Raw genomic sequence first — 13,551 nt, 5'->3', positions numbered from 1 at the left:
AACCCCACGCATCTGCGCACCCGCGGGCCACCGCGCCGACACGCACGCGCGGGCCCGATATTGCGTCACAACGCACCGACGAAGGAGATCCTCCCGATCCCCCACGCCAGCTGGTGTCGCGCTCGATCGGGGCCGTCATCGAATGGCTCAAATCCCAGTTCCGCAGAATCGTGAACGCGCTGCGCGGCCGCGCCGATAATGTCGCTCAGGACATTTTCCAGAAGGCCGAGAAATGGTTGAAGTCCCTCATCGCGTCGGCTGCACAGAGCGACGCAGGGACCAAAGCCGTAATCGAGGGCATTCGGGCCGCCCTGACGGGGAAAAATCCGGTATGGGCCGCGACCAAAGCCCTGATATCCGGGTTGAGCGGCAAGGCCAAGGTCGGCCTCGCTCTCCTTCTGCTCCTCGCGCTCCTTCTCGCACCCGTGCTGCTTGTGGTCCTCCTACTGGTGCTCGTTGTCGCAGCGCTGGTCGCAGCGATTCGCGCCGCCGCGCAGTGACCGAACTCCGACGAGAGTTGTTGAACCGCAATGCTACTCGAATTCAAGCGAATCGCGTCCCAGCCGGCGCCGATCGCATGGCAGCCGGACAGTTGATTCGGAAATGACGCAGCACGATTGTGGTCGGCCGTATCGGGTCCCGGAACGTCGGGGCCTACGGTCGAGCGGGTCGAATTTCTCGGTGCTGGTTGAGTGTCCTGCAGCTGGGGTAGTCGAGAGACGGCGCCACTTACCACACACGGTTTTGCGACACATTGCCGCGGATGATCCCGCGACACATTGCCGAGGATGGCGAGCGGTGCGCCGGTGACTACTCGGTGAAGGGGTTCGACGATGAAAACCAAAGGTCAGGTGGCGTTGGCCGTCGGCGCGGGATACATGCTCGGCCGCACACACAGGATGAAAATGGCGCTGATGCTCGCGGCTGCGGGAGCAACCGGGCGCTTCCCCGGTGGGCCGCGCGACCTGCTGGAACGGGGCACGAAAATGCTCGCGAGCTCCCCCGAGTTCGCCAAGATCAGTGATTCGGTTCGCGAAGAACTGGTCAGCGCGGCGAAGGCCGCCGCGGTCACCGCCGCAAGCCAGCGCATCAATTCGCTCAACAACCGCCTGATGTCAGGTGGTGGAGAGGTCGTCGACGACGTCGGTGAGACCGTGGGCGATACCGTCGGCGGCGTCGGTAACTCGGTCGGCAAGCTCGGCAGAGTGACAAAAATCGGCCGGAAGCGACGCAGTAAGTCCGAGGACGAGGATTATGACGAGTCCGACGTGGACGAAGAGCCGGCGGACGAAGAATCGGACGAACAGTACACCGACGAAGAGGACGAGTTCGAGGAGCCCGGCGAGCAGGAATCCGACGAGCAGGAAAGCGACGACGAGGAGCAGGCCCCACGCAAGCGGCCCGCCGCGCGTCGTCGGAGTTCTGGCAGCGGCACCTCCCGTCCGAGTAGTCGGTCACGGAGCAAGAAATCCGACGAGGACGACGAAGAAGCCCCTGCTCGCGGCCGTAGGACACGGGCGAAGGCCACGACTGATTCCACGCCGGTTCGACGCCGGGGACGGTAAGCACCATGACGAACGCCGCGAACAAGCTACGAGAATCCGCGCCGGGTGACGGCAACGTATCGTCGGGTGTGTTGCAGGAGGCCCTGCAGCAGTTGGTCGGCACGATGACTGACAAGGCACTCTCATCGGTCTCCGACAAGGTGCAGAACGCGTCCGGGAGACTCACCGACTACGCCGAGGGTGGCGGAGGCGGGTTGCTCGCCGCAATCACCGGCTCCGAGAAATTGGCGGAGGGTGAGTCACCGATCAAATCTGCGGTGAGCGGAGGCTGGGAGGGCGCCAAGCAGATGGTCACGGACAAGGCCGGCGACGTCAAGGATGCGGTCACCGGTGGTGGCGGCAAGGGCGGCGGTAAGGGCAAGAAGCTCAAGTTGACCAATATCGTCGAAACGCTCGACGTCGGTGTCCCGGTCCAACTGGCCTACAACCAGTGGACCCAGTTCGCCGACTTCCCGTCCTTCATGAAGAAGGTCGAGCGGGTGGAGCAAGAAGCCGACGAGAGAATCGAATGGAAGGCGCAGATCTTCTTGTCGCACCGAACCTGGGAATCGTCGATTCTCGAACAGGTTCCCGACGAACGGATCGTGTGGCGCTCGAAGGGTGCCAAGGGCTTTGTCGACGGTGCGGTGACGTTCCACGAAGTGACCCCCGACCTCACCCGAATCATTCTGATACTCGAATATCACCCGAAGGGCTTGTTCGAGAAGACGGGGAACCTGTGGCGTGCCCAGGGACGTCGAGTGCGGTTGGAGTTGAAGCACTTTGCACGCCATGTCATGACACAGTCCGTCCTTCATCCCGACGAGGTGGAGGGCTGGCGCGGCGAGATCCGGGACGGCAAAGTGGTCGAACCCGAGGACGACGAGGCGCAGTCGGAGGAATCGGAGGAGTTCGAGGACACCGACGAGGGTGACGGCGCGGGCGACGCCGAAGACGAAACCGAAGAGGGTGACGAGGCGGCCGAGGACGAAGAGCCGGCCGAGGACGAAGAAGAGCAGGAAGGAGCAGAGGACGAGTCTGCCGAGCCGGACGAAGAGGAGGAGCCCGAGGAAGAGGAGGAGGCACCGCCGAAACGGCGCAGTCGCCCGCGTAAGACCGCGGCCGCCGGCAGGGAGCAGGCAGCTCCGAAACGGCGCGGCCGACCGCGTAAGACCGCGGCGTCCGGCGCCAGGCAAGGTGCAGGACGATGACGGCAATACAACCGGCAGGGGGTGGCGGCGGAGTCAGCGGGGGCCCGAGCTCCAGTAGCCTCGCCGACGTCATCGACACCATCCTCGACAAAGGCCTCGTGATCGACGCCTACGTGCGCGTCTCGCTGGTCGGCATCGAACTGCTGACCATCGACGCGCGCGTCGTCGTTGCCAGTGTCGACACCTACCTCCGGTTCGCCGAGGCCGTGAACAGGCTCGAGATCGGCAGCGGCGAACCGAAAGGTCTGACAGACCTGGTCGGCGACGTCACGGAGGGCGGCGGGCAAGAAGAACCTGAACGCGAGCGGGTCTCACGGAAGTCCACTCGAGGGGACAAGTGATGTCAACGTCAGAAAAGACCGACAACGCGTCGGACGAGCCGCGCACCAGCGGTTTCTACGTCTACGGGATCGTCCCGGCGGATGTGGAAGCCGAGGAGGGCGCGGTCGGGGTGTGTGACGGACCGGTGAGCATCGTCAAGCACGGCGACATCGCCGCCCTCGTGAGCGAAATCTCGGTGGACCGACCGCTCGGCAAGCCGGCGGACCTCCAAGCCCATGCACACCTCCTCGACGGCACGTCCCGCGTGGCACCGGTGCTCCCCCTGCGTTTCGGGGCGGTGATGACCGATGAAGACTCCGTCGAAGAGGAACTGCTCTCGGCACATGCCGATGAATTCGCCTCGGCGTTGAAGGAACTCGAAGGCCGGGCACAGTACGTGGTGAAGGGACGGTACGTCGAGGAGGCGATCCTTCGCGAGGTGATCGAAGAGAACGACCAGGCCGGAAAGCTGCTCCGCACGATTCGGGATCAGCCCGAGGAAACTACCCGCGACGCCCGGATGGCACTCGGCGAGATCGTCAGTAACGCCATCGAGGCCAAGCGGGACGAGGACACCCGCACGGTGGTCGAGGCACTCGACTCCATGTCCGATTCGATCAACGTCCGGGAACCGACCCACGAGGAGGAGGCCGCACAGGTAGCCGTCCTCGTCGAGGTCGCCCGGCAGGACGAACTCGAGGAGGTGGTGGGCGGACTGGCCGAACAATGGGACGGCCGGGTGGAGATGCGTCTGCTCGGACCTCTCGCCGCCTACGACTTCGTGGTGACACAGAAGCCGGAGGGCTGACCGATGGGTCTGCTGTCCTTCATCGCCACGTTGCCCCGCCGGTCCGGAGAAGGGGTGATGCGCGATGGCAGATGAGGAGCCTCCTCCGTTGCCCGCGCCCGAGATCGCCGAGATCGCGACGCGTGACATCGCGAAGTTGACCGGCAAGAAACCGATGGGTGCGACGTCGGTCATGCCGACCGACGACGGCTGGTCGGTGGAGGTCGAGGTGGTCGAGGATCGCCGGATCCCGTCGTCGACCGACATGCTGGCGTTGTACGAGGTGGTGTTGGATTTGGACGGAGAGTTGCTGTCCTATCGCAGAACCCGCCGCTACATCCGGGGTGTCGGTGACAGTGGGAGTATGCAGTCATGACCCTCGCCGGCGGCGGTACGAGCAACCTGCCACAGGGTGCGGGCGGCGGGCACCAATCGACGAATCTCGGTGAGATCCTCGAGCGGGTGCTCGACAAGGGACTCGTCATCGCCGGCGACATTCAGGTCAACCTCCTCGACATCGAGTTGCTGACCATCAAGGTGCGATTGGTGATCGCCTCGCTGGAAACCGCGAAGGAGGTGGGCATCAACTGGTGGGAACACGATCCCTGGCTGACGGGTAGGAACAGCGACGTCGAACTCGAGAATCGGAAGCTGCGGGAGCGGATCGCCGAACTCGAGTCCGACAGATCGGTGCGTCCTGCCGTCGAGGCCTCCGACACGGTCGAGGTGGAGTCGGAGCGGGAGCGCGACGATGACCGCGGATGACGGGGTGTGGCTGTACAGCATCACCACGGGCGATACCGGCGACGCACAACTCGCCGGTGTCACCGGCGTCGCCGGTGAGCCGGTCCGGGCGGTGACCGCGGCGGGTCTCGTCGCGGTGGTGGGAACAGTCGGCCTCGGCGAATTCGGGCAGGAACCTCTGCAGCGCAACCTCGAGGACCTCGACTGGCTGGCCGCGACGGCGAGAGCACACGACGCCGTGGTGGCGGCCGTGTTGCGCTGCGGTCCCACCCTTCCATTGCGATTGGCAACGCTGTACCTCGACGACGACCGCGTTCGGCTGCTCCTCGACCAACGACACCAGGAGTTCGATGCCACGTTGCGCCGGGTGACCGGGCGAAGCGAGTGGGGCGTCAAGGCGTATGCGGATTCGAAGGCTTTGGCCCAAAACGCGAAACCGGATCCGTCCCCGACGGGCTCGGCCGGAAAGGGCACCGCGTATCTGCTCCGCCGTCGTGCCGAACTGACCGCCCAGCAGGACGTCGAACGCAAGGCCGCGGCCTACGCGGAGGAGATTCACGCCGCGCTCCTCGGCCGGGCCGTCGACGGGTTGCGCCGGCAGGTCACCGATCCGGTGCTGACCGGCAAGAGGGCCTGGATGATCTTCAACGGCACCTATCTCGTGGACGACGAACGAGTCGACGACTTCACAACGCTCGTCACGACTCTGGACACCGAACGTCCCGGCGTCACACTGGAATTGACCGGACCGTGGCCGCCGTACTCCTTCGCGGGAATCGACGGGTGAGCCGGTGAGCGACCTCGTGCCCGCGGACGACACTCGCCGTATCGCTCTCGTCGACCTGCTCGACCGGGTTCTCGGCGGTGGCGTCGTCATCACCGGTGAGATCACCCTGTCGCTGGCCGACGTCGACATGGTCCGCATCTCGCTGCGCACACTCATCGCCTCGGTCAGTGCCCTGGTCCCCGACCCCGTCGGCGAGGATCCCGCCGATGAGTGACTCCGATTCCACCGCTTCGGATGCACCGGCCGACCTCGGCCGCCGGGTTCTGCCGCAACGGATCGACGCCGACCCCGAATCGGTCGAACGGGGTCTGGTCACGCTGGTGCTGACCCTCGTCGAACTGCTACGCCAGTTGATGGAACGGCAGGCGCTCCGCCGCGTCGAGCACGGCGATCTCAGCGACGAGCAGATCGAACGAATCGGCACGACGCTGATGCTGCTCGAGGAACGCATGGCAGAGTTGCGTGATCATTTCGATCTCACACCCGAAGACCTGAACATCGACCTCGGGCCGCTGGGCCCGTTGCTGTCGAACGAATAGCTCGGACCCGCAGCCGTCAGCGCAGGGGGAACCCGAGCCGGATCAAGGACTCCTTCAACCGATCCCGGCCGTTCAGCCGCGCGGCGGACGCGAGTCGGTCCAGGACCCGCTCGGTCCACGAATGGTCGAGACGCTGGGCAGTATAGAAGGCAGCGATGCGCCCCTCGTAGGCGTCGACATGGTCGCGCTGGGCAGGAAGGTCGTAGGTCTCGTGGTGCAATACCGCCGCCCGGGGTAGACGCGGTTTGATCTGGGCACCCGCATCCGGATGCGGGTGCCCGACGACGAGACCGAACACCGCGAACACGTGGGGCGGCAGACCGAGTACTGCCGCGACCTCTTCGGGCTTGTTCCGGAGCGCGCCGATGAACACCGTTCCCAGCCCGAGTGACTCCGCCGCGGTCACAGCGTTCTGCGCCGCGAGGGCGGCATCGATGATCCCGATGTAGCTGCTCTCGAGGTAGTCGGCTCCCTCGATCGGGGCACCGCGGTCGTCGGCGAGTTGACGGACACGGGCGAAGTCGGCGAGCCAGACCAGCAGGACCGGGGCATCGACGATGTGGGCCTGATCGCCCGCGAGGGCGGCCAACCGGGCCTTGCGGTCGGGGTCCCGGACCGCGACGACACTCCACGCCTGGAGATTCGACGACGTCGCGGCCGACTGTGCCGCCGAGACGAGGACCTCGACGGTCCCGTCAGCGAGCGGATCGGGCAGGTAACGGCGGACCGACCGGTGCGTGTGCAGGGCTTCCAGGACCGGGTTCCATTGCGCAGGTTCGGTGAGGGCGGCATCCCAGTAGCGCTGCTGCAGCGCCGTACGGGGTGCGATGTCTGCGATGGTCACCGGAAAAGAAAAGCCGACCGCTGTCTGTCGCTCCAGAGTTAGGCGCACCGTGATTCCTGAAGAGCACCGCGAACTGCCGCCGAACGGCCGCATCGAACACGGCGATCGGCGACAATTCGGTGGTTTCACGGAGACAACAATCGACCGAGGAGGGCACGTGACGGAACGAGTCGTCGTGGTGACGGGAGCAGGCTCGGGTATCGGGCGATCCATCGCGACCGGACTGCTCGATGCCGGCCACCATGTGGTGTTGTCGGGACGAACCCGGGCGACGTTGGACGAGACGGCGGAGGGGCACGAACGCGCGGTCGTGGCACCCTCCGACGTGTCGTCACCACTCTCGGTGCACGAACTCTTCGCCGTCGTGGCCGATCGCTTCGGCCGCGTCGACGTCCTCGTCAACAATGCGGGAACCTTCGGCCCCTCCGGTGCGGTGGACGAGATCGAGCCGGAAGAGTGGGACCGGACGGTCGCCGCAAATCTGACGGGGGTCTTCCTCTGCTCGCGGGAGGCGGTCCGGATGATGAAGACGCAGACCCCGCGAGGCGGGCGGATCATCAACAACGGTTCGCTGTCCGCGCACACGCCACGGCCCGCGAGCGTCGCCTACACGGCGACCAAACACGGAGTGTCGGGACTGACCAAGTCGATCGCACTCGACGGACGCGACCACGACATCTGCTGTACCCAGATCGACATCGGGAACGCCGAGACCGCCATGACCGCCGGTATCGGCCATTCCGCCCGCCAACCGGACGGATCGGTGCGCGCGGAACCCACCTTCGATCCGCGTCTCGTCGCGGACATGGTTACCCGGCTGGTCGAACTCCCCCTGGACGTCACCGTGCCGACGCTGACGATCATGGCCTCCCGCATGCCGTTCGTCGGCCGCGGCTGAGTCACAGAGCATCGAGTCGCCGATGGTTCGGGAGCCCGGTCTGCTACGTTCATAGCTAGCAGATCTAGGGATAGGCGTTCTATGTATATCGAGAAGGATTTGGTGGCGGCTTCGGCGACACCGCTCGTGCTCGGAATCCTCGCGGACGGGGAGTCCTACGGGTATGCCATCGTGAAACGGGTCAACGACCTGTCCGACGGACGGATCCAGTGGACCGACGGCATGCTGTACCCCCTGTTGCATCGCCTGGAAAGGCTGGGATACGTGTCGGCGTCGTGGGGAACCTCCGACATCGGACGGCGGCGCAAGCATTACACGATCACGACGGCGGGCCGGGAGGTCCTCGCCGAACGCCGCGCGCAGTGGGACGTCGTCGCGGACGCCCTGAGCCAGGTGTGGCGTGCTGTCGAGATGCCCCCCGCTTCCGCCGAAGGATGGTCGTGATGGACACCGACGAGCAACTGGAATCGCAGATCGGTCAATGGCGGGGCTACGTCGAGCGCCGTCGCGCGATATCCGCCGCCGACACCGACGAGATGGAAGACCATCTGCGCGGCCAGATTTCGGATCTGTCGGCCGCGGGCCTGAAATCCGATGAGGCCTTCCTGGTCGCGGTCAAACGCATGGGCAAGCTCGACGACATTTCCCGCGAGTTCGCGCGGGAGCATTCCGATCGGCTGTGGAAGCAACTCGTTCTGGTGCCGACCGTGCCGGAGGGCGGCGCTCGCCCCCCACGGGAACTGTTCGTCGTGCTCACGCTGGCCGTCGGAGCAGCCCTCGCTTTCAAAGCCGGATTGTCCGTGCTGGGAGAGCAGACGTTCGCGCGCAATGTCAGCCTGTTCGTTCTGCCGTTCCTCGCCGGGTACTTCGCCTGGAAGCGGCAGATGGCGCCGCGCATCGCCGCAATTCTTCTGGTTCCGTTCGCCCTGGCGGCCGTCCTGTTGAACGCCTTCCCGTTCGTGACGGACGGATCGACGGAGGTGATCGCGGCGATTCACGCCCCGATCGCGTTGTGGTTCGCGGTCGGCTTCGCCTACGTCGGAGGCCGCTGGCAATCGGACCGACGGCGAATGGACTTCATCCGATTCACCGGCGAATGGGTCGTCTACCTGACCCTTCTCGCTCTCGGCGGCGGTGTCCTCATCGGCCTCACGATCGGGGCGTTCAATGCCCTCGACCTGAGCGCCGAGTGGTTCGCCCAGGACTGGGTGCTGCCGTTCGGCGTTCCGGGCGCGGTCGTCGTCGCCGCGTGGCTCGTGGAAGCGAAGCAGAACGTGGTGGAGAACATCGCACCGGTCCTCACCCGGGTGTTCACACCACTGACGATCCTCATGCTGCTGGTGCTGCTCGTGGCCTTCGCGACGACCGGAAGCGTCGTCGACGTCGACCGGCACCTGTTGATCCTGATGGATCTCATCCTCGTCGTCGTCCTGGGGCTTCTGCTGTACGCGATCTCGGCTCGTGACCCCGCCCTCCCACCCGATCTGTTCGACCGCCTCCAATTGGTGCTCGTCGTGAGCGCTCTCGCGGTCGACCTGATCATGTTGTTCGCCATGCTCACCCGGATCGCCGAGTTCGGCGTCACCCCGAACAAGGTGGCCGCTCTCGGAATGAATTTGATCCTCCTCGTCAACCTGAGCTGGTCGGCGCATCTGATTCTCGGGTTCCTCCGCGGCCGTCGCGCCTTCAGTGCCGCCGACCGCTGGCAGACCCGTTACCTCCCCGTCTTCGGCCTGTGGGCGGCATTGATGGTCGGCGTCCTTCCACCGCTGTTCGACTTCGTATGAGCGCACCGCCGGGTTCACGAATCTGTGTGTGAACGCGAGTACTGGTTGTTAGTCTCTCCGAGATAATCCCAGACCGTCCGGTTCGGAGGTGTCGCCATGCCGATCGTCCGGATGCGGACAGGTATCGCACAGCGCGCGGTCGCCATCGGAGCCGCCGCGGTGTCGATGGTCCTCGGGGTGTCGATGAGCCCCGCACCCGCCATCGCGTCGGCCGAGACGTTCTTCTTCGACGACGTCGGTTCGACGGCCGTTCCGCGGGCGGAGTGCGGTGCCGGTTCGCTGCCGGAAACGGGTATGCAGGGCGATGTTCCGGCCGAGGACCGCAACAGCGGCCGCAGCACGCAGGGGTACCGATGCAACATGTCGCTGATCGGGAGCCTGCAGGATCGCGGCGGTGGCCTGCTGTCCGTGACCTACGACCACTGCTCTTACACGAGCTCCTTCTTCCCCGGCAACCTGCTCGATCCCACCACACCCGGAGTCCAGGTACTCGACGTGTCGAACGCCGCCCGGCCCGTGCTCGCGACCACGCTGAACGAACCCGCGATGCTGGGCGGCACCTGGGAGAGCCTGAAGGTCAACAAGGTGCGCAAGTTGCTGGCGGCCACGGCGGTTCCGCTCGCTGCGGGCACCGGCTACTTCTCCGTCTACGACATTTCCGACTGCGCTCACCCTCGCCTGCTCAACCGGGGTGTCGGCACCGACCTCGCGATGCCGCTGCCGTTCATCTCCCACGAGGGCGGTTTCGCGCCGGACGGCAACACCTACTGGGTGTCCGGCCCGGCACCGGGATTCCTCACCGCCATCGACATCAGGAACCCGGCCGATCCGCGGATCGTCTGGCAGGGACTGCACGGACTCGGCGGGCACGGATTCGGCATCACTCCCGACGGAAATCGGATGTACCTGTCGAATCTCGGGGGGATCACCGTCCTCGACATCAGCGCCGTCCAACGCGGAGACCCGTATCCCACGGTGCCGCAGATCGCCACCTATCTGTGGACCGACGGCTACTTCAATCAGCACAGCATTCCGGTCATGTACGGGGGAAAGCCCTACATCTATACCGTCGACGAAACCGGCGGCGGTGGCATCAAGGTGTTCGACGTCGCCGACGCGGCACACGCAGAGATCGTGCAGAAGATCAAGCTCGAAATCCAACTTCCCGCCAATTCGGCCGCGAATCTTCGTTCGTCGCAAGGCGGGTCGCTCTTCTCGTACGATCCGCACTACTGTGTGGTCGACCGCCCGGCCGACCCGACCGCGCTCGCCTGCTCCTGGGAATCGTCCGGTATCCGCGTATTCGATATCCGCGCCCTGAACCGCATCCGGGAGATCGCCTACTACAACCCGCCCGCTCAAACCGGCAAGAACCTCCAGCTCACCAATTCGCCGCACGCATTGTCCTCGGTGATCGGTGTGTCGCTATTCGACTTCGTTCCGCTCGCCCGCGCGGTGTTCGAGGGCCAGGCGGATCCGCGGGTCGCGTTCGGCCCTCGCGCCGGAATGGTCGCGTTCGGCGACCTGTCCGCCGACTGGTGCTTCTCGCCGCCGGAGTTCCACGGCAACCAGATCTGGACGTCGTGCAGCGACAACGGATTCATGGCACTGCGGTTGGACGACTCGATGTACCAGCCGCCGGCGAATCAGGCGTCGACCTATGGGCAATGATGGTCGACGTCCACTCCTCCTCCTGCTCTGCGCTGCATTGCTGTGCGTCGCCGGGGTGGCGACCGGAATGTGGCTCCAGTCGGTGCGCGACCCGAACCCCGTCGGCGTGCAACTGTCCGAGGCGGACATCGGTTTCGCACAGGACATGTCCGTACACCACGAGCAAGCCGTCCTGATCGCCCAGACGCCGGCCGGAGACATCGATCCACAGATCCGCGTCATCGCCGAACAGATCGTCACCTCGCAGACCTCCGAGATCGCGACCATGCGCGGCTGGCTCGCCCTCTTCGACGAACCGTTCACCACAGCGCATCCGATGCGGTGGATGCACGGCCCGGATCACGCCACCGACGAGCACGACGGAACTCCGATGCCGGGGATGGCGAGCACCGACGAGATCGCCCGTCTCGCCGGCCTGCGTGGGGCGGACGCCGAGACCCTGTTTCTGCAGCTCATGATCCGCCACCACCAAGGAGGCGTCGACATGGCCGAGGCAGCAACCCACGCGGTCGCGTCGGAACCGATCCGTCGCACCGCACTCGGGATGATCCGCGAACAGAGCAATGAAATCGCGGTGATGACGGCGATCCTCCACACCCGCAGCGCGGCACCTCCGCCCCACCCGTAGCAAAACAAACCATTCGGACGGTTTACTGGTAGGGTGTGGGTCGTCATGGTGGTCACATGACGACGCGAACGCCCGGGCACACGGGCCGATCGCGCGAGGGGTGGAGTGCAGGTGCCGTCCGAGCTGCAGGTTGGGCGGCACCTGCACATCATGGGTCGCCGTCACCAGCTCGAAGCCACCGCCACCACTTCCGGTTGTCCTCCGATTGGGGGACGACGCATTCATCCCCCGATCGACCCGTCTGGCGGACAGACGTCCGGGCTGCGAAGAGCCATTGTTGACGCACACAGTTACTGATCTTCTGCAGCTCGAGGAGCACCATGGAAAACACCCGGAAGTTTTACATCGACGGCGAGTGGGTCGACCCGATCGGCACGGACACGCTCGACGTCGTCAACCCCGCGACGGAGCAGACCATCGCGACCATCGCGTTGGGCGACGAGAAGGATGTCGACCGCGCCGTCATGGCCGCCCGCAGAGCATTCGACAGTTTCGGCTCGACGACGCGGGCCGATCGGATTGCATTGTTGTGTCGGATAATCGAGGGCTACGAGCGGCGAGTGAACGACCTCGCGTCGACGATCACCCAGGAAATGGGCGCACCACACTCACTCGCCACGACCGCGCAGGCACCCTCCGGGCTGGTGCATCTCAACGCGGCCCTCGCCGCTCTCCGCGAATTCGACTTCGAGGAGGAAATCGGCACGACAACGGTCGTGCACGAGCCGGTCGGGGTGTGCGCCTTCATCACACCCTGGAACTGGCCCGTCAACCAGATCGCCGCAAAGGTTGCACCGGCCCTGGCCGCCGGCTGCACCATGGTTGTGAAGCCGTCCGAGGTCGCGCCGCTCAACGCGATCGTCTTCGCGGAGATACTGCACGAAGCCGGTGTCCCCGCCGGGGTCTTCAACCTCGTTCACGGTGACGGGCCCACCGTCGGAGCCGCGCTCTCGATGCATCCCGAGATCGACATGGTGTCGTTCACCGGGTCGACGCGCGCCGGAATCGAGGTGGCTCGAAATGCTGCGGGAACGGTCAAACGCGTCGCGCAGGAACTCGGTGGCAAGTCGGCGAACATCGTGCTGGACGACGCGGATTTCGACGACGTCATCACGCGAGACGTGCTGGGCGTGGTGGTCAATTCGGGCCAATCCTGCAATGCGGGCTCCCGCATTCTGATCCCGTCCGACCGTATGGAGGACGCGATCGCCATCGCGAAAGCCGCCGTCGAGACGTGCGTGGTCGGACCACCCGATGCTGCGGGAACGACGGTGGGCCCGCTGGTGTCACAGGCACAGTTCGACAAAGTACAGCGTCTGATCCGGACCGGCATCGACGAGGGCGGCACGCTCGTCGCCGGTGGTGTCGATCGCCCAGCCGGACTGTTCACCGGCTACTACGTGCAGCCCACCGTATTCGCGGACGTGACGAACGACATGACCATCGCGAGAGAGGAGATCTTCGGCCCCGTCATGATGCTGATCGCCTACCAGGACGAGGCCGACGCAATCCGCATCGCGAACGACACCCCGTACGGGCTCTCCGGAATGGTCTCGTCGAGCGATCCGCAGCGCGCACGCAACGTCGCACGGAAGCTCCGGACCGGAATGGTCCATCTGAACGGAGCCCCGCTCGCCTTCGATGCACCGTTCGGCGGATACAGACAATCGGGCAACGGCCGGGAGTTCGGCAGATTCGGCCTGATGGAATTCTTGGAGGCCAAGGCCATCTTCGGCGACAACGCGGGCTGAGCGGACTGCTCCGTCGCAGACGTGGTCGCCGTCTCGGTC

General features: G+C 65.4%; 17 protein-coding genes. 16 read left to right on the top strand and 1 reads right to left on the bottom strand.

The genetic code is table 11. From position 1 onward, the window contains the following. Nucleotides 1–113: 113 nt before the first annotated feature. The 10 genes from ACFTWF_RS34415 to ACFTWF_RS34370 all read left to right on the top strand — a co-directional run bounded on the left by ACFTWF_RS34415 (nt 114) and on the right by ACFTWF_RS34370 (nt 5,933). A complete protein-coding gene (locus ACFTWF_RS34415) occupies nt 114–500 on the top strand; it encodes a hypothetical protein (protein ID WP_378465554.1) in 387 nt (128 codons plus the stop codon). Between the two features lie 333 nt (nt 501–833). After that, nucleotides 834–1,565, top strand: coding sequence for a hypothetical protein (locus ACFTWF_RS34410; RefSeq protein ID WP_378465553.1), 732 nt, complete (start codon nt 834–836; stop codon nt 1,563–1,565). 5 nt (nt 1,566–1,570) lie between these two features. Continuing rightward, the gene (locus ACFTWF_RS34405; RefSeq protein ID WP_378465552.1) at nt 1,571–2,755 is read left to right on the top strand and encodes an SRPBCC family protein; all 1,185 of its coding nucleotides are present in this window, start codon (nt 1,571–1,573) and stop codon (nt 2,753–2,755) included. Then, on the top strand, nt 2,752–3,096 hold the full coding sequence (gene gvpJ / locus ACFTWF_RS34400) for a gas vesicle protein GvpJ (RefSeq protein ID WP_378465551.1): 345 nt from the start codon (nt 2,752–2,754) through the stop codon (nt 3,094–3,096). The genes ACFTWF_RS34405 and gvpJ overlap by 4 nt, the downstream gene beginning before the upstream one ends. Beyond that, on the top strand, nt 3,096–3,884 hold the full coding sequence (locus ACFTWF_RS34395; RefSeq protein ID WP_378465550.1) for a GvpL/GvpF family gas vesicle protein: 789 nt from the start codon (nt 3,096–3,098) through the stop codon (nt 3,882–3,884). Before gvpJ ends, ACFTWF_RS34395 begins: the two co-directional genes overlap by 1 nt. Before the next feature lie 64 nt (nt 3,885–3,948). Next, entirely contained in the window at nt 3,949–4,239 is a 291-nt protein-coding gene (locus ACFTWF_RS34390) for a gas vesicle protein (protein ID WP_378465549.1), read from the top strand. Further along, on the top strand, nt 4,236–4,628 hold the full coding sequence (locus ACFTWF_RS34385; RefSeq protein WP_378465548.1) for a gas vesicle protein: 393 nt from the start codon (nt 4,236–4,238) through the stop codon (nt 4,626–4,628). Before ACFTWF_RS34390 ends, ACFTWF_RS34385 begins: the two co-directional genes overlap by 4 nt. After that, the gene (locus tag ACFTWF_RS34380; protein ID WP_378465547.1) at nt 4,615–5,394 is read left to right on the top strand and encodes a GvpL/GvpF family gas vesicle protein; all 780 of its coding nucleotides are present in this window, start codon (nt 4,615–4,617) and stop codon (nt 5,392–5,394) included. Before ACFTWF_RS34385 ends, ACFTWF_RS34380 begins: the two co-directional genes overlap by 14 nt. A 4-nt stretch (nt 5,395–5,398) precedes the next feature. Continuing rightward, nucleotides 5,399–5,608: a gas vesicle protein gene (locus ACFTWF_RS34375; protein ID WP_378465546.1), complete on the top strand. Its 210-nt coding sequence runs from the start codon at nt 5,399–5,401 to the stop codon at nt 5,606–5,608. Further along, a complete protein-coding gene (locus tag ACFTWF_RS34370; protein WP_378465545.1) occupies nt 5,601–5,933 on the top strand; it encodes a gas vesicle protein K in 333 nt (110 codons plus the stop codon). The genes ACFTWF_RS34375 and ACFTWF_RS34370 overlap by 8 nt, the downstream gene beginning before the upstream one ends. 16 nt (nt 5,934–5,949) lie before the next feature. On the opposite strand, the gene ACFTWF_RS34365 is transcribed toward ACFTWF_RS34370, so the two are convergent. Beyond that, complete coding sequence (locus ACFTWF_RS34365) at nt 5,950–6,777, bottom strand: NADPH-dependent oxidoreductase (protein ID WP_378465544.1); 828 nt, start codon at nt 6,775–6,777, stop codon at nt 5,950–5,952. A 157-nt stretch (nt 6,778–6,934) separates the two neighbouring features. Between ACFTWF_RS34365 and ACFTWF_RS34360 the strand changes: the two genes are divergently transcribed. The 6 genes from ACFTWF_RS34360 (at nt 6,935) to ACFTWF_RS34335 (ending at nt 13,512) form a co-directional block, all read left to right on the top strand. Then, entirely contained in the window at nt 6,935–7,675 is a 741-nt protein-coding gene (locus ACFTWF_RS34360; protein ID WP_378465543.1) for an SDR family oxidoreductase, read from the top strand. Nucleotides 7,676–7,756: 81 nt separating this feature from the next. Beyond that, nucleotides 7,757–8,119 carry a PadR family transcriptional regulator gene (locus ACFTWF_RS34355; RefSeq protein WP_378465542.1) on the top strand — a complete coding sequence of 121 codons (363 nt, stop codon included), beginning with the start codon at nt 7,757–7,759 and terminating at the stop codon, nt 8,117–8,119. Continuing rightward, nucleotides 8,119–9,462, top strand: a complete 1,344-nt coding sequence (locus tag ACFTWF_RS34350; protein ID WP_378465541.1) for a permease prefix domain 1-containing protein — start codon at nt 8,119–8,121, stop codon at nt 9,460–9,462. Before ACFTWF_RS34355 ends, ACFTWF_RS34350 begins: the two co-directional genes overlap by 1 nt. A 96-nt stretch (nt 9,463–9,558) precedes the next feature. After that, nucleotides 9,559–11,133 (top strand): LVIVD repeat-containing protein, encoded by a 1,575-nt coding sequence (locus ACFTWF_RS34345; RefSeq protein WP_378465540.1) that lies wholly within the window; start codon nt 9,559–9,561, stop codon nt 11,131–11,133. Then, on the top strand, nt 11,123–11,761 hold the full coding sequence (locus tag ACFTWF_RS34340; protein ID WP_378465539.1) for a DUF305 domain-containing protein: 639 nt from the start codon (nt 11,123–11,125) through the stop codon (nt 11,759–11,761). Before ACFTWF_RS34345 ends, ACFTWF_RS34340 begins: the two co-directional genes overlap by 11 nt. 320 nt (nt 11,762–12,081) lie before the next feature. Further along, on the top strand, nt 12,082–13,512 hold the full coding sequence (locus ACFTWF_RS34335; protein ID WP_378465538.1) for an aldehyde dehydrogenase family protein: 1,431 nt from the start codon (nt 12,082–12,084) through the stop codon (nt 13,510–13,512). The last annotated feature ends 39 nt before the right edge of the window (nt 13,513–13,551 follow it).

Origin of the sequence: Rhodococcus sp. NPDC056960 (assembly GCF_042674125.1) — a bacterium.
Classification (GTDB): domain Bacteria; phylum Actinomycetota; class Actinomycetes; order Mycobacteriales; family Mycobacteriaceae; genus Rhodococcus_F.
Note: the sequence above shows the minus strand (reverse complement) of the source record. Positions and strands in the feature narration are given on the sequence as shown.

Coding starts and splice junctions, on each gene's coding strand:
- ACFTWF_RS34340 (WP_378465539.1), top strand. CDS start 11,123: ATGGGCAATGATGGTCGACGTCCACTCCTCCTCCTGCTCTGCGCTGCA.
- ACFTWF_RS34405 (WP_378465552.1), top strand. CDS start 1,571: ATGACGAACGCCGCGAACAAGCTACGAGAATCCGCGCCGGGTGACGGC.
- ACFTWF_RS34370 (WP_378465545.1), top strand. CDS start 5,601: ATGAGTGACTCCGATTCCACCGCTTCGGATGCACCGGCCGACCTCGGC.
- ACFTWF_RS34355 (WP_378465542.1), top strand. CDS start 7,757: ATGTATATCGAGAAGGATTTGGTGGCGGCTTCGGCGACACCGCTCGTG.
- ACFTWF_RS34410 (WP_378465553.1), top strand. CDS start 834: ATGAAAACCAAAGGTCAGGTGGCGTTGGCCGTCGGCGCGGGATACATG.
- ACFTWF_RS34335 (WP_378465538.1), top strand. CDS start 12,082: ATGGAAAACACCCGGAAGTTTTACATCGACGGCGAGTGGGTCGACCCG.
- ACFTWF_RS34345 (WP_378465540.1), top strand. CDS start 9,559: ATGCCGATCGTCCGGATGCGGACAGGTATCGCACAGCGCGCGGTCGCC.
- ACFTWF_RS34390 (WP_378465549.1), top strand. CDS start 3,949: ATGGCAGATGAGGAGCCTCCTCCGTTGCCCGCGCCCGAGATCGCCGAG.
- gvpJ (WP_378465551.1), top strand. CDS start 2,752: ATGACGGCAATACAACCGGCAGGGGGTGGCGGCGGAGTCAGCGGGGGC.
- ACFTWF_RS34395 (WP_378465550.1), top strand. CDS start 3,096: ATGTCAACGTCAGAAAAGACCGACAACGCGTCGGACGAGCCGCGCACC.
- ACFTWF_RS34350 (WP_378465541.1), top strand. CDS start 8,119: ATGGACACCGACGAGCAACTGGAATCGCAGATCGGTCAATGGCGGGGC.
- ACFTWF_RS34385 (WP_378465548.1), top strand. CDS start 4,236: ATGACCCTCGCCGGCGGCGGTACGAGCAACCTGCCACAGGGTGCGGGC.
- ACFTWF_RS34380 (WP_378465547.1), top strand. CDS start 4,615: ATGACCGCGGATGACGGGGTGTGGCTGTACAGCATCACCACGGGCGAT.